The organism is Arthrobacter sp. TJ-170 (assembly GCF_058269305.1).
The window spans coordinates 38,872-57,982 of sequence record NZ_JBZCNL010000005.1; the positions used below are offsets into that span (position 1 = coordinate 38,872).

At 63.7% G+C, this 19,111-nt stretch carries 14 protein-coding genes; 10 read left to right on the forward strand and 4 right to left on the reverse strand.

Going from position 1 to position 19,111, the window contains the following annotated elements:
* Window positions 1-139 precede the first annotated feature (139 nt).
* The 4 genes from AC4D1W_RS10535 to AC4D1W_RS10550 all read left to right on the forward strand — a co-directional run bounded on the left by AC4D1W_RS10535 (window position 140) and on the right by AC4D1W_RS10550 (window position 3,673).
* Complete coding sequence (locus AC4D1W_RS10535) at window positions 140-736, forward strand: ATP-dependent Clp protease proteolytic subunit (protein WP_490891787.1); 597 nt, start codon at window positions 140-142, stop codon at window positions 734-736.
* Window positions 737-782: 46 nt separating this feature from the next.
* The gene (locus AC4D1W_RS10540; RefSeq protein WP_490891719.1) at window positions 783-1,457 is read left to right on the forward strand and encodes an ATP-dependent Clp protease proteolytic subunit; all 675 of its coding nucleotides are present in this window, start codon (window positions 783-785) and stop codon (window positions 1,455-1,457) included.
* 186 nt (window positions 1,458-1,643) lie between these two features.
* Window positions 1,644-2,936: an ATP-dependent Clp protease ATP-binding subunit ClpX gene (gene clpX, locus AC4D1W_RS10545; RefSeq protein WP_490891718.1), complete on the forward strand. Its 1,293-nt coding sequence runs from the start codon at window positions 1,644-1,646 to the stop codon at window positions 2,934-2,936.
* Window positions 2,937-3,052: 116 nt separating this feature from the next.
* Window positions 3,053-3,673: a mycothiol-dependent nitroreductase Rv2466c family protein gene (locus tag AC4D1W_RS10550; protein ID WP_490891717.1), complete on the forward strand. Its 621-nt coding sequence runs from the start codon at window positions 3,053-3,055 to the stop codon at window positions 3,671-3,673.
* An 82-nt stretch (window positions 3,674-3,755) separates the two neighbouring features.
* Here the strand turns inward: AC4D1W_RS10550 and valS are convergent, their stop codons facing one another.
* Window positions 3,756-6,392, reverse strand: coding sequence for a valine--tRNA ligase (gene valS, locus AC4D1W_RS10555; RefSeq protein WP_490898709.1), 2,637 nt, complete (start codon window positions 6,390-6,392; stop codon window positions 3,756-3,758).
* Window positions 6,393-6,458: 66 nt separating this feature from the next.
* Between valS and AC4D1W_RS10560 the strand changes: the two genes are divergently transcribed.
* The 6 genes from AC4D1W_RS10560 (at window position 6,459) to AC4D1W_RS10585 (ending at window position 14,236) form a co-directional block, all read left to right on the forward strand.
* On the forward strand, window positions 6,459-7,211 hold the full coding sequence (locus tag AC4D1W_RS10560) for an SDR family oxidoreductase (RefSeq protein WP_490898710.1): 753 nt from the start codon (window positions 6,459-6,461) through the stop codon (window positions 7,209-7,211).
* Between the two features lie 337 nt (window positions 7,212-7,548).
* Window positions 7,549-10,857 carry an isoleucine--tRNA ligase gene (gene ileS, locus AC4D1W_RS10565; RefSeq protein WP_490898711.1) on the forward strand — a complete coding sequence of 1,103 codons (3,309 nt, stop codon included), beginning with the start codon at window positions 7,549-7,551 and terminating at the stop codon, window positions 10,855-10,857.
* An 8-nt stretch (window positions 10,858-10,865) separates the two neighbouring features.
* Window positions 10,866-12,266: a bifunctional folylpolyglutamate synthase/dihydrofolate synthase gene (locus AC4D1W_RS10570; RefSeq protein ID WP_490891786.1), complete on the forward strand. Its 1,401-nt coding sequence runs from the start codon at window positions 10,866-10,868 to the stop codon at window positions 12,264-12,266.
* Window positions 12,267-12,275: 9 nt separating this feature from the next.
* The gene (locus tag AC4D1W_RS10575; RefSeq protein ID WP_490891712.1) at window positions 12,276-12,734 is read left to right on the forward strand and encodes a DUF4233 domain-containing protein; all 459 of its coding nucleotides are present in this window, start codon (window positions 12,276-12,278) and stop codon (window positions 12,732-12,734) included.
* Between the two features lie 62 nt (window positions 12,735-12,796).
* A complete protein-coding gene (ndk, locus tag AC4D1W_RS10580) occupies window positions 12,797-13,213 on the forward strand; it encodes a nucleoside-diphosphate kinase (protein ID WP_490891711.1) in 417 nt (138 codons plus the stop codon).
* 60 nt (window positions 13,214-13,273) lie between these two features.
* Window positions 13,274-14,236, forward strand: coding sequence for an aldo/keto reductase (locus AC4D1W_RS10585; protein WP_490898712.1), 963 nt, complete (start codon window positions 13,274-13,276; stop codon window positions 14,234-14,236).
* A 96-nt stretch (window positions 14,237-14,332) separates the two neighbouring features.
* Here AC4D1W_RS10585 and AC4D1W_RS10590 read toward each other — a convergent pair whose 3' ends face one another.
* The 3 genes from AC4D1W_RS10590 to AC4D1W_RS10600 form a co-directional block, all read right to left on the reverse strand.
* The gene (locus AC4D1W_RS10590; RefSeq protein ID WP_490898713.1) at window positions 14,333-16,444 is read right to left on the reverse strand and encodes a 3-hydroxyacyl-CoA dehydrogenase NAD-binding domain-containing protein; all 2,112 of its coding nucleotides are present in this window, start codon (window positions 16,442-16,444) and stop codon (window positions 14,333-14,335) included.
* Window positions 16,441-17,688, reverse strand: a complete 1,248-nt coding sequence (locus AC4D1W_RS10595; protein WP_490898714.1) for a thiolase family protein — start codon at window positions 17,686-17,688, stop codon at window positions 16,441-16,443. Before AC4D1W_RS10595 ends, AC4D1W_RS10590 begins: the two co-directional genes overlap by 4 nt.
* A 74-nt stretch (window positions 17,689-17,762) precedes the next feature.
* Window positions 17,763-19,067 carry an HRDC domain-containing protein gene (locus AC4D1W_RS10600; RefSeq protein ID WP_490898715.1) on the reverse strand — a complete coding sequence of 435 codons (1,305 nt, stop codon included), beginning with the start codon at window positions 19,065-19,067 and terminating at the stop codon, window positions 17,763-17,765.
* Window positions 19,068-19,111: the final 44 nt, after the last annotated feature.

Below are 19,111 nucleotides of genomic sequence, written 5' to 3' on the forward strand. Positions count from 1 at the left end.
GGGTCCTACTTCCTAACGCCGTCAGCGAACAGCTCAAGGCACGGGAGCAAAACAACAACCAAACAGGTTAGTGTCCAGTGAGAGAAAAACCTGAGTGAGAGGTCAATCAGCAATGGCATCCGAATCCACCACACCGACCATGGCAACTGTTGATCCTGCCAGCCGCGACGACTACATATACAACCGACTCCTCCGGGAGCGCATCATCTGGCTCGGCTCCGAGGTACGTGATGAGAACGCGAACGCCATCTGCTCACAGCTGCTTTTGCTGTCGGCCGAGGATCCCGACAAGGACATCTTCCTTTACATCAACTCACCGGGCGGTTCGGTTACCGCGGGCATGGCTATCTACGACACCATGCAGTTCATCCCGAATGACGTCGTGACGGTCGCCACGGGACTCGCCGCATCAATGGGCCAGTTCCTTCTGTCCTCCGGGACCAAGGGTAAGCGTTACGCCACCCCGCATGCCCGGATCCTTATGCACCAGCCTTCAGGCGGGATCGGCGGCACTGCCTCGGACATCAAGATCCAGGCAGAGCTGATTCTGCACATGAAGCGGGTCATGGCTGAGCTCACCGCAGAGCAGACGGGCCAGTCGGTTGAGACCATCCTCAAGGACAATGACCGCGACAAGTGGTTCACGGCGAAGCAGGCCCTCGAGTACGGGTTCTTCGACCACATCTCGGCCCACGCAGGATCCGTCTCCGGCGGCGGCGGAACCAACCGCGACTAATCCGCTTCAAGCCCACTTCCACTGACCTGCCCACACAGGAGGCACCATGAACCACGATTTCCATGCCGCGGCCGGCGGCCGGGCTCCCGAGCTGCCGAACAACCGCTATGTCCTTCCGCAGTTCGAGGAGCGCACTCCCTACGGCTTCAAGCGCCAGGACCCTTACACCAAGCTGTTCGAGGACCGCATCATCTTCCTGGGCGTCCAGGTCGATGACGCTTCCGCGGACGACGTAATGGCTCAGCTGCTCGTCCTTGAGTCCACTGATCCCGAGCGGGACATCACGTTATACATCAACTCGCCGGGCGGATCCTTTACCGCCATGACGGCCATCTACGACACGATGCAGTTCATCCGTCCCGAAATCCAGACAGTGTGCCTCGGCCAGGCGGCCAGCGCTGCGGCCGTGCTGCTCGCGGCCGGCGCACCCGGCAAACGCCTTGCGCTTCCGAACGCACGCGTGCTTATCCACCAGCCGGCGCTGGGTGGCGGACAGGGCGGCCAGGCATCCGACCTGGAGATCCAGGCCAATGAAGTTATGCGTATGCGAGCCTGGCTCGAGGACACGCTGGCACTGCACAGCGGGAAGACCTCGGAGCAGGTCAACGTTGACATTGAACGGGACAAGATCCTGACTGCCGAAGACGCCAAGGCTTACGGCCTTGTCGATGAGGTACTTACATCACGGAAAATCAGCCCGCCCAAGATCAACAAGCCGTAGCTGCTGCGATGGCGCCCCGTGGTCCCTCCCAACAGGGAAAGACCACGGGCGCCATATAGCTGATTCAGGCCGCCAAGTGGCCTAGAGTGGAACTTAGTCGACGCATGGAGACCGTCCCATCACAGCAGTTGGTAGCGGCCGAAGACTTGGGCGGAACACTACAGGACCACGTTAGGGGACTGACACATGGCTCGCATTGGTGAGAGCACCGATCTACTCAAGTGCTCTTTCTGTGGCAAAAGCCAGAAGCAGGTCCGGAAGCTCATTGCGGGCCCGGGCGTCTACATCTGTGACGAATGCATCGAACTGTGCAACGAGATCATTGAGGAAGAGCTGTCCGAAGTTGCCGACCTCGGCACGTTCGAGTTGCCCAAGCCTCGTGAGATCTTCGACTTTCTGCAGGAATACGTAATTGGGCAAGAGCCCGCCAAGCGGTCGCTCGCTGTGGCTGTCTACAACCACTACAAGCGCATCCAGTCCGGACATACCCCCCGGGCGTCGGCGAACCTCTCGGACGCGTCTCCGGCGGAGGACGTCGAGATAGCGAAGTCCAACATCCTGTTGATCGGCCCGACCGGTTGCGGCAAGACCTACCTCGCGCAGACCCTCGCCCGGCGTCTCAACGTGCCCTTCGCGGTTGCAGACGCCACGGCGCTGACCGAGGCCGGCTACGTTGGCGAGGACGTTGAGAACATCCTCCTGAAGCTCATCCAAGCCGCTGACTATGACGTCAAGAAGGCCGAGCAGGGCATCATCTACATCGATGAAATAGACAAGATCTCGCGCAAGAGCGAGAACCCCTCGATTACCCGGGATGTCTCAGGCGAAGGCGTCCAGCAGGCGCTGCTGAAGATCCTCGAGGGGACCGTAGCTTCCGTGCCGCCGCAGGGCGGACGCAAGCACCCGCACCAGGAATTCATCCAGATCGATACCACGAACGTGCTGTTCATCGTTGCCGGCGCATTCGCCGGTCTCGAGGAGATCATCGGGTCACGGGCAGGGCGGAAGGGTATTGGATTCGGGGCTCCGCTGAGCTCCCTCAAGAACGAGGAAGCGAGCTACGGCGATGTCATGCCGGAGGATCTCCTCAAGTTCGGCTTGATCCCTGAGTTCATCGGACGGCTTCCGGTCATCACCACCGTGACGCACCTCGATCGCCCTGCCCTGATGCAGATCCTCACCGAGCCGAAGAACGCCCTGATGAAGCAGTATCAGAAGATGTTCGCGCTGGACGGCGTTGAGCTCGTATTCGAGCCGCAGGCGCTCGAGGCAATTGCCGATCAGGCTCTTGAGCGCGGAACAGGTGCCCGCGGCCTCCGGGCCATCATGGAGGAGGTACTCCTCCCGGTGATGTTTGACCTGCCGAGCCGCGAGGACATCGCCACAGTGGTGATCAGTGCCGCCGTCGTAGACAAGACCGCTGAGCCCACGCTCATATCTCACGACGTCGTAGCCAAGCGCCGCAACAAGTCAGCCTGACCCGGCTGGAACCACCCGCGGGAATACCCGCAGCCTGCATCAGGGTTGCACGAAGAAGAAGAGACTGCGATCGCAGCCTCTTTCCAAGTAGTTCCCGTGCAACCCAAGGAGTTTTCATGACTGCTGCCACCGAGACCACCAAGAAGGCCGGCTTCTGGTTTGATCCGGTCTGCCCGTTTGCCTGGATCACCTCCCGCTGGATGGGGGAGGTCGAACAGGTCCGTGATGTTTCAGTGGACTGGCGCGTGATGAGCCTGTCCGTCCTCAATGAAGGGCGCGATCTGCCCGAGGACTACCTGGACATGATGAACCGTGCCTGGGGACCTGTCCGGGTAATTATCGCCGCCTCAGAGCTGCACGGCCCCGAGAACATCAAGAAGCTCTATGACGCCATGGGCAGCCGGATCCATGGCGGTGGCAACGCGGACTACCAGGCGGTAATCCGGGAGGCACTTGAGGAGACCGGCCTTCCGGCATCGTTGGCTGAGTACGCCACGAGCAAGGAGTACGACGCGCAGCTTCGGGCATCGCACAAGGAAGGAATCGACCAGGTGGGCGATGAGGTAGGAACGCCGGTAGTCGCGTTCGAAGGTACTGCCTTCTTCGGCCCGGTGCTCACCCGCATCCCCCGCGGAGAAGAAGCCGGACGCATCTTCGATGGTGCGGTGATGATGGCGGAATTCCCAGAGTTCTTTGAGCTGAAGCGCTCCCGCACCTCAAGCCCGTCCTTCGAATAAGACGGTCGCTAAAGCTCGTCACGCCAAGAGGAAGCCCTTCCAGCGCATCGCTGGAAGGGCTTCCTCTTGCGTCCGGCCCGGATCAGGATGGGTTTGCGGCTTCTTCCGCCGGAGCCAGACGGACCTCGCTTACCGACAGATCACCGTCGTGAACGCGGAGTTCTATTTCGGTTGCATTGCCGGCCGCACTCAGGTCGGATAGCGCAGCCTCGAGCTGGCGAACCTGCGCGTCCGATCCGCTGATGACCGCTGAGAGCACCTCCGTGCGCTGCTTGACCTTGGCCTCTGACTTCGCCTTCCGCAGACCCCCCAGCGCGGCACCGACAGTGGCGAGCATGCCGGTATCCGCGTCCAATGCAGCAGAGGTAAGTGACCCGGCCGAGGGCCACGGTGCACGGTGAACCGATCCATGCCGCCACCAGCTCCATACCTCTTCGGTGGCGAAGGGGAGGACAGGGGCGAAGAGGCGGAGCAGCCGGTCGAGGGTTGTGGCCAGAGCGGCCAGTACTGACGCTTTCTGCGCATCTCCCGCGCTCCCATAGGCTCGGTCCTTGATGAGCTCGACATAGTCGTCGGTGAACGACCAGAAGAAGGTCTCAGTCAGCTGCAGTGCCCGCGCGTAGTCGTACTTCTCAAATGCAGCAGTGGCCTGCTGCACCACCTCGTCAAGCGAAGCCAGCAGGGAACGGTCGAGTGGATTGGTGACCGTCGCTGTATCCTCCGCGACGATGTCCGCTTCCGTCGCACCGAGACCAAGCACGAACTTGGAGGCGTTCAATAGCTTGATGGCAAGCCGGCGGCCGATCTTCATCTGTGCGATTTCGTAGGCGGTGTCTGCGCCGAGTTTCGCGGATGCTGCCCAGTAGCGAACGGCGTCGGAACCGAACTGGTCCAGGGCATCGGTGGGAACGACAACGTTGCCCTTGGACTTGGACATTTTCTTGCGGTCCGGGTCCAGGATCCAGCCGGAGATCGCGGCGTGCTTCCACGGTGCGGAATCCAGGATTGAATCTGCGCGCACCACAGAGGAGAACATCCAGGTGCGGATGATGTCGTGTCCCTGCGGGCGCAGGTCGAAGGGGTAGACCTTGGCGAACAGGTCCTCGTCCCGGGACCAGCCACCTATGATCTGAGGCGAAAGGGACGATGTTGCCCACGTATCCAGGACGTCCGGATCTCCCATGAACCCGCCCGGCTGATCCCGCTGGGCCTCATCAAAGCCTGGAGCAGGTTCTGCTGCCGGATCCACGGGGAGCATTTCGTCCGAAGGGAGGATCGGGTTCTCGTAATCCGGCGTCCCACTGTCATCGAGCGCATACCAGACAGGGAAAGGCACGCCGAAGAACCGCTGGCGGGAGATCAACCAATCGCCGTTGAGGCCCTCGATCCAGTTCTCGTAGCGGCTGCGCATGAACGAGGGATGGAAATCGATCTCACGGCCACGGGCGATCAGGCGTTCCCTGCGATCGGCGTCCCTTCCACCATTACGGATATACCACTGGCGGCTCGTGACGACCTCCAGGGGCTTGTCGCCCTTCTCGAAGAAGTTCACGGGATGGGAGATCTTCTTCGGCTCGCCGTCCAGAAGATTCGCCTCAGTGAGCATCTCTGCCACGGCTTCCTTCGCCGAGAACACGGTCTTGCCGGCGATGCGGGCGTAGTTGTCCCGGCCCGCCGCCGTTGTAATCCAGTCCGGTGTGTCGGCGATGATGCGGCCGTCGCGGCCGACGATCGCACGCGTGGGCAGTTCAAGCTCGCGCCACCAGGTGACGTCGGTGAGGTCACCGAAAGTACAGACCATGGCGATACCGGCGCCCTTGTCAGGCTTGGCGAGCGGATGCGCCTTAACCTCAACCTCCACGCCGAACACGGGAGAGGTCACGGTCTTGCCGAAGAGAGGCTGGTAGCGCTCGTCATCCGGGTGTGCCACGAGGGCCACGCAGGCAGCGAGGAGTTCGGGGCGGGTGGTCTCGATGTGGATCTGCGTGCCGTCCGCCGCCTCGAAGGGATAGCGGTAGTAGGCCCCGGGTACCTCACGGTCCTCAAGCTCAGCCTGCGCGACGGCAGTGCGGAAAGTGACGTCCCAGAGCGTGGGGGCTTCGGCGAGGTAGGCGTCGCATTGCTTGAGGTTCGCCAGGAATGCCCTCTGAGACACGGCACGGGAGGTCGAGTCGATCGTGCGGTAGGTGAGGTTCCAGTCCACGGACAGCCCGAGGGACAGGAAGAGGTTTTCGAAGACTTTCTCGTCCTCGACGGCGAGTTCCTCACAGAGCTCAATGAAATTGCGCCGGGAGACGACGTCGAAATCGCGCTGGTTCTTCGCGGGCTGGGCCGGCGGGCGGTAGTCGGAGTTGTACGGCACGGACGGATCGCAGCGCACGCCGTAGTAGTTCTGCACACGCCGTTCGGTGGGGAGGCCGTTGTCATCCCAGCCCATCGGGTAGAAGACGTTCTTGCCGGTCATGCGCTGGTAACGCGCAATGACGTCAGTCTGCGTGTAGGAGAACACATGGCCCACGTGCAGGGAACCGGAGGCGGTGGGGGGCGGGGTGTCGATCGAGTAGACGTTCTCGCGCGACGTCTCGGTGTTGAAGGTGTACGTTCCCTCGGTGCGCCAGCGCTCGTTCAGGGCGGCTTCCAGGCCCTCAAGCGCGGGCTTGTCGGGAACGTTGATGGGGGCGGGTGTGGGCGTGTCTGTACCCTCGTTGATGTGTGCCATGGATCAATTGTTCCATGCTGGCTGTCCCGACCTGCGTCGGCGCCGCTTGTGGGCTAGTTTGAGTCCATGACAGGACAGGACAGGGCAGCGGTTGTAACCGGAGCGAGCTCCGGGATTGGTGAAGCCACCGTTCGCCGGCTGGCGGCGGACGGCTGGCGTGTGTGGGCGGTTGCCCGTCGTGCGGACAGGCTGGAACGGCTCGCCGAAGAGACCGGAGCAGTGCCGGTGGCTCTGGACATTACCGACGACGACGGCATTGCCCGCCTGGTCGGGCGCGTCACCGAAGCAGGGGGCATCGACACCCTGATCAACATCGCCGGCGGCGCGCGCGGCACGGATTGGGTGGCAAATGCGCGCACCGAGGACTGGGAATGGATGTACGGCGCGAACGTCCTCGGAACCATGAAGCTGATTCGTGCCTTCCTGCCGATGCTTCGGAAACACGGGCAGGGCACCGTGGTGAACCTGACGTCGACGGCGGCACTGGTCGCCTACGAGGGCGGCGGCGGTTACAACGCCGCCAAGGCGGCCCAGCGGGCGATGACCCGGGCACTGCGGCTCGAGGAGGTCGAGCACAACGTGCGGGTGGTGGAGGTCCTCCCCGGCATGGTCCATACGGAAGAGTTCTCGCTCAATCGGCTGGGCGATGAATCGGCGGCGGAGAAGGTTTACGCCGGCGTCGAGAACCCGCTCACGGCGGCCGACGTGGCCGACGTCGTCGCCTATGCGGTCTCCGTCCCGCACCACGTCAATCTGGACGAGATTGTTGTCCGGCCGCTGGCGCAGGCGGCCGCGCACAAGGTGATCCGAAGGGGCTAACCCTGGCCGTGCCAAGGGCGAGTTGTATGGTTCGCTCAATACAACGCCGCCAGCTAGAATTGATGCAGCAGCAGTGACCCGGCCATCACCGGTGAGCTTCCGGAAGAACGCCCGTCGCCTGAGTTGGTAGGCATGGATTAGTAGAACCGGACGGGTAAGCCCGTGACAGCAGACATGAAGCGGCTTGCGCCGTTCCTCCCGGATACGGGAGGGGGCGCGGGCAAGCGAGGTGGTACCGCGGGTCCGCGGCCGGAGCTTCGGCGCCGGTGTGGGATTCGTCCTTGCAGAATGACCGCCCCTGCCCGCCGAATTTCTTGCCAGCTTCAGGACACACCACATGTCACAGATCTATCCCAAGGCCTCCGCCGCAGATCCGGCTGTCTCCGGCTCTGCCTCCCCGCGGTTCCCCGAGCTTGAGGAACGCGTCCTCACCTACTGGGAGAAGGACGGCACCTTCCAGGCGTCCATCGACCAGCGCGGCTCTGACTTGCCCGGTGGCCAGCACGGCTCAAACGAGTTCGTCTTCTACGACGGGCCTCCCTTTGCGAACGGACTGCCTCACTACGGGCACCTGCTGACCGGGTACGCCAAGGACCTCGTGGGGCGTTACCAGAGTCAGCGCGGCCGCCGGGTAGAGCGCCGCTTCGGCTGGGACACCCACGGACTTCCCGCGGAGCTCGAAGCGATGAAGCAGCTCGGAATGAGCGACAAGAAGCAGATCGAAGCCATGGGCATCGACAAGTTCAATGACGCGTGCCGCGCCTCGGTCATGAAGTACGCGGGGGAGTGGCGTGACTACGTCACCCGCCAGGCCCGTTGGGTGGACTTCGAAAATGACTACAAGACGCTGAATGTCGATTACATGGAGTCCGTGCTCTGGGCCTTCAAGACCCTGCACACCAAGGGCCTCACGTACAACGGTTACCGGGTGCTGCCGTACTGCTGGAAGGACGAGACGCCGCTCTCCAACCATGAGCTGCGTATGGACGACGACGTCTATCAGGACCGTCAGGACCAGACCGTCACCGTGAGTTTCCCGATCATCGCCGGCGAGGCGGCCCTGTCCCGGGAGCTTGCCGGCGTCGAGGCGCTTGCCTGGACCACGACGCCCTGGACGCTGCCCACCAACGCGGCACTCGCCGTTGGGCCTGATATCCACTACGCGCTCGTGCCGGGAGCCGGGGATCTCGAAGGGCGCCGCTTCCTCATCGCCGAGGAACTGCTGTCCGGCTACGCGAAGGACTTCGGGTATGCCTCCGTCGAGGAGGCGCGCGCCGCCGTCGCCGGTACCCACCGCGGCACCGAACTCGGCGGCCTCGAGTATCAGCCGCTCTGGGACTACTACACGGATCCCGAGCGGGGCGGCTACCGCAATGCCTTCCGGTTCCTGGTGGCCGACTACGTTACGACGACGGACGGTACCGGCATTGTGCACCAGTCGCCGGCATACGGTGAAGAAGACCAGAAGATCTGTGAGGACGCCGGTATCCAGGTGATCCTCTCAGTCGACGAGGGCGCGCGCTTCCTCCGGACCTTTGAGGACGGACCGCTGGCGGACATTGTCGGGGTCCAGGTCTTCGAAGCGAACAAGACCATCACCCGGGTCCTGCGTGACAGCGGCAGGCTTGTCCGCCAGGCAAGCTACGTCCACAGCTACCCGCACTGCTGGCGCTGCCGCAACCCGCTCATCTACCGTGCGGTGTCGTCCTGGTTCGTTGAGGTCACGAAGATCAAGGACCGTATGGTCGAGCTGAACCAGCAGATCAACTGGATCCCGGACAACGTCAAGGACGGCCAGTTCGGCAAGTGGCTGGAGAACGCGCGCGACTGGTCAATCAGCCGCAACCGCTACTGGGGCAGCCCGATCCCCGTCTGGGTATCGGATGATCCGAACTATCCGCGCACCGACGTGTACGGCTCTCTCGCGGAAATCGAGCGGGACTTCGGGCGCCTGCCCCGCAACTCGGCCGGCGAGGTGGACCTTCACCGGCCATTCATCGACGAGCTGACCCGCCCCAACCCGGACGATCGCCGGAGCCCTGAGGAGGGCCGGTCGACCATGCGCCGGGTGGCCGATGTACTGGACGTGTGGTTCGACTCAGGATCCATGCCGTACGCGCAGGTCCACTACCCGATGCAGAATGAGGACTGGTTCGAGTCCCACAACCCTGCCGACTTCATCGTCGAGTACATCGGCCAGACGCGCGGCTGGTTTTACACGCTGCACATCCTGGCTACGGCGCTGTTCGACCGGCCGACGTTCAAGAACGTCATCAGCCACGGCATCGTTCTCGGCTCGGACGGTCAGAAGATGTCCAAGAGCCTGCAGAACTACCCCGATGTGTCCGAGGTTCTGGACCGCGACGGCTCGGACGCCATGCGCTGGTTCCTGATGGCCTCCCCGATCCTCCGTGGCGGAAACCTCGTCGTGACCGAGCAGGGCATCCGCGACGGCGTCCGGCAGGTCATCCTGCCGCTGTGGAACGTATGGCACTTCTTCCGCCTCTACACGAATGCGGCAGCGGGGGGAACTGGGTACGAGGCGAAAACCGTTGACGCAGAGACCGCTGAAACACTGGTCGAGCCGCTGGACCGCTACATCCTCGCGTACACGGGGAATTTGGTGGAGGACATGACGGCCTCCCTCGACGCCTTCAACATCAGCGATGCGTGTGAAGCGCTGCGCCGCTACCTGGACACGCTCACCAACTGGTACGTCCGCCGTGGCCGGCAGCGGTTCTTCGACGAGGACACCGATGCTTTCGACGTCCTCTTCACCTGTCTCGAGGCAGTCAGCAGGGTCGCAGCGCCGCTGCTTCCGCTCGTTACCGAGGAAATCTGGCGAGGCCTTACCGGCGGCCGCTCGGTACATCTGACCGACTGGGCGTCGTCGTCGTCGTTCGCTGCTGCGCCGGAACTGGTGGAGCGGATGGAGCGGACCCGGCAGATCTGTTCCACGGGTTCGAGCCTGCGGAAGGCCGCGAACCTCCGCGTGCGCCTGCCGCTCTCCGAGCTCACCGTCGTCGCTCCGCACGCAGCCGATTTGGACGGACAGTACCGGGCAATCATCGCGGATGAACTGAACATCAAGGCCGTCCGCCTGATCGACTCCGCCGATGCGTCCCCAGAGGAATTCGGTATCTCGCAGAAGCTCGTGGTCAACGCCCGCGCCGCCGGTCCGCGGCTCGGCAAGAACGTCCAGACCGCCATCAAGGCAGCCAAGGCGGGGGACTGGGTCGTGGACGACGCCGGCGCGGTCACCGCGGGCGGGTTGGCACTGGAGCCCAGCGAGTACACGCTGGAAACCGTAGTCGAGAGCGACGACGCCGCAGGTGGAAGCACCGCAGTGACGGTGCTGCCGGGCGGGGGCTTCCTCGTGCTCAACACCGAGGTCACCCCCGAACTGGCGGCGGAGGGCACAGCGCGCGACATCATCCGGTCCATCCAGCAGGCGCGCCGCGACGCTGACCTTCACATCAGCGATCGGGTGGTCACCACAGTCGAGGCCGATGCAGAGACGCTGTCCGCCCTTGAGGCCCACGTTGAGCTGGTCAAGCAGGAAACATTGACGAATGCACTTGAGCTCGTCGTTGCGGCATCACCGCAGGCAGACGGTGTTTCGGTGAGAGTGGAGCGGCAGGCATGAATCCCGAGATGAACCAGGACGGTAACCAGACCGAAAGCGGCCAGGGTGGAACCGGCTCAATTGACCAGTTCTCGGTCGAAAGCGTCTACGCCGAACTGCTGAGCCGGGCACCGGAAAACAAGATGGAGCCCCGCATGGCTCCACTGTTCCGGGCGATGGAGATCCTGGGCGAGCCGAACAAGGCCGTCCCGATCATCCACATCACCGGTACCAACGGCAAAACCTCAACGGCGCGGATGATCGAGGGCCTCCTGCGGGCGCATGATCTGCGTACCGGCCGGTACACCAGTCCTCACCTCTCGCGCGTGACGGAGCGGATCAGCATCGACGGCGATCCCGTCTCGGATGAGACGTTCGTGCGCGTCTGGGATGAGATCCGGCCCTACCTGCAGATCGTCGATTCCGAACTGGATGCATCGGGTGAACCGCGGTTGACCTACTTTGAATGCGTCACCATCCTCGCATTTGCCGTCTTCGCGGACGAGCCGGTGGACGTTGCCATCATCGAGGTGGGGCTAGGAGGCATCACTGATGCCACGAACGTCGGCGATGGCGTCGTGTCAGTCGTGACACCGATCTCCCTCGACCACACTGAGCTTCTGGGCGACACGCCCGGGGAGATCGCCATCGAGAAGGCCGGGATCATCAAGCCGGGCGGATTCCTCATCAGCGCTGCGCAGCCAGCCGACGCGGCTCAGGTGCTGCTGGAAAAGGCGCGTGAAACCGGCGTCGAGTTCCGGTTCGAGGGAGTTGAGTTCGGTGTGGAGGACCGGCGCATCGCCGTCGGCGGTCAACAGGTGACGTTGGCCGGAATCGCGGGCCGCTACGAGGACCTGCTCGTTCCGCTCCACGGCGAGCACCAGGCACAGAATGCGGCCGTCGCCGTGGCCGCCGTGGAGGCGTTCCTCGGCGGCGGGTCACGGGAGCTCGATACCGACGTTGTACGGGACGGGCTGGGCGCCGTCACCTCACCGGGCCGGCTGGAACTGGTGCGCACCGCCCCCAGCATCCTCGTGGACGCGGCCCACAACCCTTCCGGCGCCCGGGCGTCGGCCAAGGCGATCAGTGAGGCCTTCGAATTCAGCAAACTCGTTCTGGTGTTCGGTGCCCTCGGGGACAAGGACGCCGGAGCCATCCTCAGCGAACTGCATGATGAACTCGGCGGGGTGCTCGAGGACATCTGCCTGACCCAGTCGACCTCACCGCGCGCCATACCTGCCGAGGAGCTGCGGCGGGTGGCGCTCAGCGCAGGTTTCGCCGACAATCGCATCCACGTTGCCGAGCGTCTGGACGATGCCCTCGAGTGGGCCGTCATGGCCGTCGAGGAGGGCGGCGAGCTCGGTGGCGGCATCCTGGTGACGGGTTCAATCACAGTGGTGGGCGAGGCCCGCACACTCCTGGGCAAGTAGGGAGGGTCCATGGCTCGCCAGACCAAAGCGCAGCGTGAGTGGCGCCCCGGAATGCCGAAGAAGCGGCGCTCCATCAAGGTGATGTTCGCGTCCACGGTGCTTCTGCTCGAAGCCTTCGTGGTCCTGTTCGCGACCCTGGTGGTCTTCGGTCTCCGTTCGGACACCATCCCGGTGGGCGTGATCCTGGGCGTCGGGCTCGCGCTCAGCGTTGCGCTTATCGCCGCCTGCGCACTGCTCACGAAGCCTTATGGAATATTGCTCGGCTGGGTGTTGCAGGTCCTGATCATCGCAACGGGCATTGTGGAACCGATGATGTTCATAGTCGGCGTCCTCTTCGCGCTCACCTGGCTGTACGGGATTCGCACCGGTGCGCGGTTGGACCGCGAGAACGCGGAGCGGGACCGGGCGCAGGCCGAGTGGGAGCGCGCGAACCGCGCCGACGACGACGGCGGTCCGCAGGCCGTTTAGTAGAGTCGACGTGGACCTGACCGGATCACCGGTCAAAGCAAGACATAATCGGAGGAGCAAAATTGAGTGCAGAGCGGACCCTGATACTGGTCAAGCCCGACGGCGTTGCCCGCGGGTTGTCCGGGACAATCCTTTCCCGGGTGGAGGCCAAGGGCTACAAACTTGTCGACCTGAAGCTGGTTAGCGCCACCCGCGACATCCTGGAAGCGCACTACGCCGAGCATGTGGGCAAGCCCTTCTATGAGCCACTCGTCGAGTTCATGCTGAGCGGCCCCGTGGTTGCTGCAGTCTTCGAGGGCGAACGCGTCATCGAAGGCTTCCGCTCGCTGGCCGGAACTACGGAACCGACGACGGCGGCGCCCGGGACCATCCGCGGTGACTTTGGCCGCGACTGGGGACTTAAGGTTCAGCAGAACCTCGTGCACGGGTCAGATTCGGCCGAATCGGCTGAGAAGGAAATCTCGATCTGGTTCAGCTGACTCCAGCGCGGCGTTTCTGACTTCCGCCTGAGCCCCCGGACTGATTGGTAGCGTGGTGCCATGACTGAATACCGCAGACTTGGCACATCAGGCTTGAGTGTTTCGGTGGTCGGCCTGGGGTGCAACAACCTGGGCCGGACCGGGACCCCTTCTGAATCGCAGCGAGGCGCCGCCGCCGTCGTGACTGCCGCCCTGGAAGCAGGAATCACCCTGTTCGACGTCGCGGATTCCTACGGCCGGTCTCCCGGCGTCAGCGAGGAACTTCTCGGTCGTGCATTGGGCCGGAACCGTGACGACGTGGTCGTTGCCACCAAGTTCGGACTTGATCTCAAAGGCGCCAACGGTCCGGACTGGGGCGCGCGTGGCTCGCGGCGCTACATCCTGAAGGCTGTGGAAGCTTCACTGAAGCGGCTGAACACGGACTGGATCGACCTTTACCAGTACCACGCACCGGATCCGTCGACGCCGGTGGACGAGACCCTCACTGCGCTGGACCAGCTCGTCCAGAGCGGAAAAGTGCGTTACATCGGGCACTCGAACTTCGCCGGCTGGCAGGTAGCGGAGGCCGAGTATGTCGCTCGCCAGCTCGGTACAACGCGATTCATCTCCGCACAGAACCACTACAACCTGCTGGAGCGCGCGGTCGAGCGCGAGGTTGTTCCGGCGGCGCAGTCCTACGGGCTGGGCCTTCTCCCATACTTCCCGCTGGCCAATGGGCTGCTGACCGGAAAGTACGCCGCGGGGGACGCACCCGCGGGCAGCCGACTGACACACACCCGGACCAATCTGCTCGACCAGGCGAATTGGGAGCAGTTAGCTAACTTCAGCGCGTATGCCCGTGCACGCTCCCTGACCGAGCTGGAAGTCGCGTTCTCCTGGCTTGCGAGCCGACCCACCGTGTCCAGTGTGATCGCGGGAGCAACAAAACCCGAGCAGGTTCGGCAGAATGCCGAGGCAGCCCGATGGGTTCCCTCCGCGGCTGACCTCGACGAACTGGATTACATCTTTCCGTCGGGGGCGTAACGGGATCTGGCCTGAACACATCGAGCGGGCAGCAGTGACCTCTTTTCTGCGAGTGGTGGTCATCGCTGCCCGCTCGGTGCGTTTGCAGCCCTCAGGTCAGTGAAAGGTCTTCCCATTGACGCGCGTCGACGCTCCCACCCTGTCGAGGTAGGGCGTGATGCCGCCGAGGTGCATGGGCCACCCCGCACCAAGGATCATGCAGAGATCGATGTCCTCCGGCGCCGTGGCGACACCCTCCGCGAGCATACGGCCGATCTCGTCGGCGAGGGCATCCTGCGTGCGCCGGAGCACCTCCTCGCTCGACGACGGTGACGTGCCGAAAGTGAGCATTGCAAGCGTGGATTCGGGCACTACGTCGTTGCCGGCGTCGTCCTGTTCCCACAGTCCCTTCTTCCCGGTGTCGATCAGGATCTGTTGGTTGCGGGAGAGGTAGAAGCGGTCGCCGAAGGCGGTATGCAGTGACTCCTGCACATGCTGGCCCACCGGCAGGCCTACAAGCGCGAGCAGCTTGAAGGGCGTCATGGGTAGGCCCATGGAGCGCAGCGCATTGTCCGCGGTGGCCGCATCGGCGCCTTCATCGAACGCAGCGGTGATCTCTCCGAACATGCGCCCAAGTATCCGGTTCACCACGAAGGCCGGAGCATCCTTCACGAGCACCGCGTTCTTCTTGAGTTCCTTGCCGACGGCGAACGCAGTTGCGAGCACCTCATCAGCGGTGCGCGGCGCCTTCACAATCTCGAGCAGGGGCATGGCGGCGACCGGGTTGAAGAAGTGGAAGCCGACGACCCTCTCCGGATGCTGGAGGTCTTCAGCCATGGCGGCGACAGAGAGCGACGAAGTGTTGGTCGCCAGGATGCACTCGGCGGAGACCACCTGCTCAACTTCAGCGAAGACTGCCTTCTTGACGCTCAGCTCCTCGAATACTGCCTCGATGACGAAGTCGGCGTCGGCGAAGACGTCCTTCGAGACCGACCCGGAGACGAGCGACTTGATGCGATTGGCCTTGTCGGGGGAGAGCCGCTTCTTTGCCACCATCTTGTCGGCTTCCGAGTGAACCCAGCGCACCCCCTTGTCCACCCGAGTCTGATCAATGTCGGTGAGGACAACAGGAACGCTCAGTTGACGGGCAAACAGCAGTGCGAGCTGGCTGGCCATCAGGCCGGCTCCCACCACACCGACCTTGGTTACGGGCCGGGCCAGCGATCGGTCCGGTGCGCCTGCCGGGCGCTTCGCCCGCTTCTGTACGAGGTCGAGGAAGGCATACACCGTGTCGTGGAACTGGGGCGTGAGCATCAGCTCAGTCAGGGCTTCGCATTCGGCCGCAGCGGACTCTGCCTGCGTCCGGTCCCTGGCCGCCTCGAAGAGGTCCAGAACCTTGCCGGGCGCAGGAGCGGCGTTCGAGGTCTTTGCCTCCACGAACGCGCGGCCGGCCGCGGCTGCCGCTTCCCACTCGCCGTCGTCGTACTGTGACAGTGCAGCGCGACGCTCCGCTATGTCGGAAGAGTCAGCCAGAGCGTCAGCCGCCCAGCGGACTGACTCCTCGAGGAAATCAGCCGGTTCGAACAGTGCGTCAGCGATACCGACCTCATAGGCTGAGCGCCCGTCGAGGGTGCGGTTGTTGCTCAGCGGATTCTCGATCATGATCTTCACTGCGGCGCGGGGGCCGGTCAGCCGGGGAAGCCGGTAAACCCCTCCCCATCCCGGAACCAGACCGATGAAGGCCTCGGGGAGCCCAATACCGTTCGCGCCGGTTGAGACGGTGCGGAAGTCCGCGGCCAGGGCGATCTCGAGTCCGCCGCCCAGAGCCACACCGTTGATGAAGGCGAAGCTCGGGACACCAAGGGAACCGAGGAGGTTGTACGCTGTATGGCCAAGTTCCGCCATAAGGCGACCGTGTTCGGCAACCTTCAGTGATTTGACCGTGGACAGGTCCGCTCCCGCTGCAAGGAAGTACGGCTTGCCGGTCAGCCCCACTGCCGCGATATCACCTGCCGCCGCACGGGCCCGCAGGCTCTCGAGCGTTCGGCCGAACTCAATGAGCGTGCTGGGTCCCAGTGTTGTGGGCCGGTTATGATCCAGCCCATTGTCGAGGGTGATGAGTGCCATTGTTCCGGCGCCGCCGGGAAGCGGGACATCCTCCACGAGCGAGTGCGTAATGACTTCGTCCGGGACCAGGGCAGCCAATTCCTCGAAGCGATCGAAACTCATGATGCTTCCTCCGTCGTGTTTCCTGAGTAGTCTGCGTGGTGCGGGTTCTCCCAGATGACGGTTCCGCCCATGCCCAGTCCGACACACATGGTGGTTATGCCGTAGCGGACCTGCGGGTCTTCTTCGAACTGCCGCGCCAACTGAGTCATGAGGCGCACTCCCGAAGAGGCAAGAGGGTGCCCTACCGCGATGGCTCCGCCATAGCGGTTCACGCGGGGGTCATCGTCGGAAATGCCGAAGTGGTCGAGGAATGACAGGACCTGGACCGCGAACGCTTCGTTGATCTCGAACAGGCCGATGTCATCGATTGTCAGGCCGGCCTGGTTCAGCGCCTTTTCGGTAGCCGGAACGGGGCCGATGCCCATGACCTCCGGTTCGACGCCGGCGAACGCGTAGGCGACCAGGCGCATCTTCACGGGAAGCCCCAGTTCGGCTGCGGCATCAGCGGAAGCAAGCAGCGCCGCCGTGGCGCCGTCGTTCAACCCTGCCGCGTTGCCGGCAGTGACCCGCCCGTGAGGGCGGAACGGCGTGCGGAGCGTTGCGAGGTCCTCGACCGTTGTGCCCGGCCGCGGCGGCTCGTCATGCTGGCTCAAAGTCCAGCCGGAGCCCGGCTTTCTGCCGGCAACGGCAACGAGATCCGGCTGGATCTGGTTCCGTTCATATGCTGCCGCGAGCTTGTTCTGACTTGCTGCCGCATACGAGTCGGCGCGTTCCCTGGTGATTGCCGGAAACCGGTCGTGCAGGTTTTCGGCGGTGTTGCCCATGTTCAGTGCTGCGGGATCCACCAGGCGTTCGGAGAGGAACCGCGGGTTGGGATCTGTACCTGAACCCATGGGGTGGTTGCCCATATGTTCAACACCGCCTGCCACGACCACGTCATAGGCGCCGAATGCGATTCCCGAGGCCGTCGTTGTCACGGCGGTCATGGCGCCGGCGCACATGCGGTCGATGGCGAATCCAGGCACGGTTCGCGGCAGTCCCGACAGAAGGGCCGCGGTACGGCCGATGGTCAAACCCTGGTCGCCCGTCTGCGTGGTGGCCGCGATGGCGACGTCGTCGATCCGTTGGGGCGGCAGGGAAGGATTGCGCCTCAGGAGCTCCCGTATGCACTTGACCACCAGGTCATCCGCCCTGGTGCCGGCGTGAATCCCTTTTTCTCCGGCCTTCCCGAACGGGGTCCGGACGCCGTCAACGAAGACGACATCCCTGATCTGTTGCCGTGCTGCTGTCGCTGGTGTAGGCACAATCGCTCCTCATCGAGTTACCGGGACAGCCCTTATGTTACTCGCCGGTAACATCACGCTGCAACATGCGGTGCCTAGTGCGTCGGCGCCTTCTGTTGCTTCGATTGTTTCGATTGGAGGGGGTCCGGATCGAGGAACGCCACCGTGATCACCGCTGCCACCTGCTCAATCTGCCAGGCGCGGGCCCCGAGGTCAGCCAGCGCGACAGAAATCGAGTCGAGATCGATCGGCATCGGCGGACGCCATGCGAGCCGCCGCAAATAGTCAGGCGTCAACAGGTTCTCCACCGGCATGTTCAGTTTCTCGGCAACCGCTGTGATACGCGGTTTAGCAGTCTGAAGGCGTGCAGCAGCGGCCGGATCCTTCTCCGGCCACACCCGGGGCGGGGGCGGAGCATTCGTAGGGAGCTGGAGTTCGGGGAGATCACGGGTTGTACGCGCCGCCGAGATGCATCGTAGCCACCGCGGCGCTTCCCTTTGGGCTGCTCGTCCGTGGAAACCGTTGACGGCCAGCAGCTGAGGGACCGTTTGCGGCATTGCCTTCGCCGCGGCCACAATCGCGGCGTCAGGAATCAGGCGTCCGGGAGCGACGTCGCGCTTCTGCGCCAGCATCTCCCTCTCCTGCCACAGTTCGCGTACAGCGGCGAGCTGCCGCCGGTCGCGGACCTGATGAACGCCGGACGTTCGCCGCCAGGGATCGGTTTTCGGCGCCGACGGCGGGCTGGAGCGGATGTACTCGAACTCTTCCTCGGCGATCTGTTGCTTGCCGCCCTCGACCAGCACCTCGGTAAGCCGGTCACGAAGCTCAACCAGCACCTCCACGTCCAGGGCTGCATAGCGGAGCCATGGTTCAGGCAATGGGCGCTGGGACCAATCTGCGGCGGAATGTTCCTTGGCGAGGGTGAAGCCGAGCAGATGCTCAATGACCGCGGCCAATCCGACGCGGGGAAAGCCTGCCAGCCGGGCTGCAAGCTCGGTGTCGAACAGTTTGTCCGGCCACATTCCGAGCTCGGAAAGACACGGCAGATCCTGCGACGCCGCATGCAGGATCCATTCCACGCCCGAGAGTGCTTCATTAAGAATGCGCAGGTCCGGGAATGGTTCCGGGTCAATCAGCCATGTTCCGGCGCCTTCCCTGCGAATCTGCACCAGGAAAGCACGCTGCCCGTAGCGGAAGCCGGACGCGCGTTCCGCGTCCACGCCTGCCGGGCCCGTCCCGGAAGCGAGCGCACGTGCCGCCCGTTCCAGACCTGCCTGGGTGTCGATGACGAAGGGAACGCCGTCCTGCGGTTCATCAAGAAGCGGCAGGACAGGGGTCGGATCGGGAGTGGATGCGCCGTCGCCTGGGATGCGGCTGTCAGGCTCGGAGTGCACGGTCATGATGATGCAAGTCTAACCGGGTGACCCGGAAGATCCGGGGAATC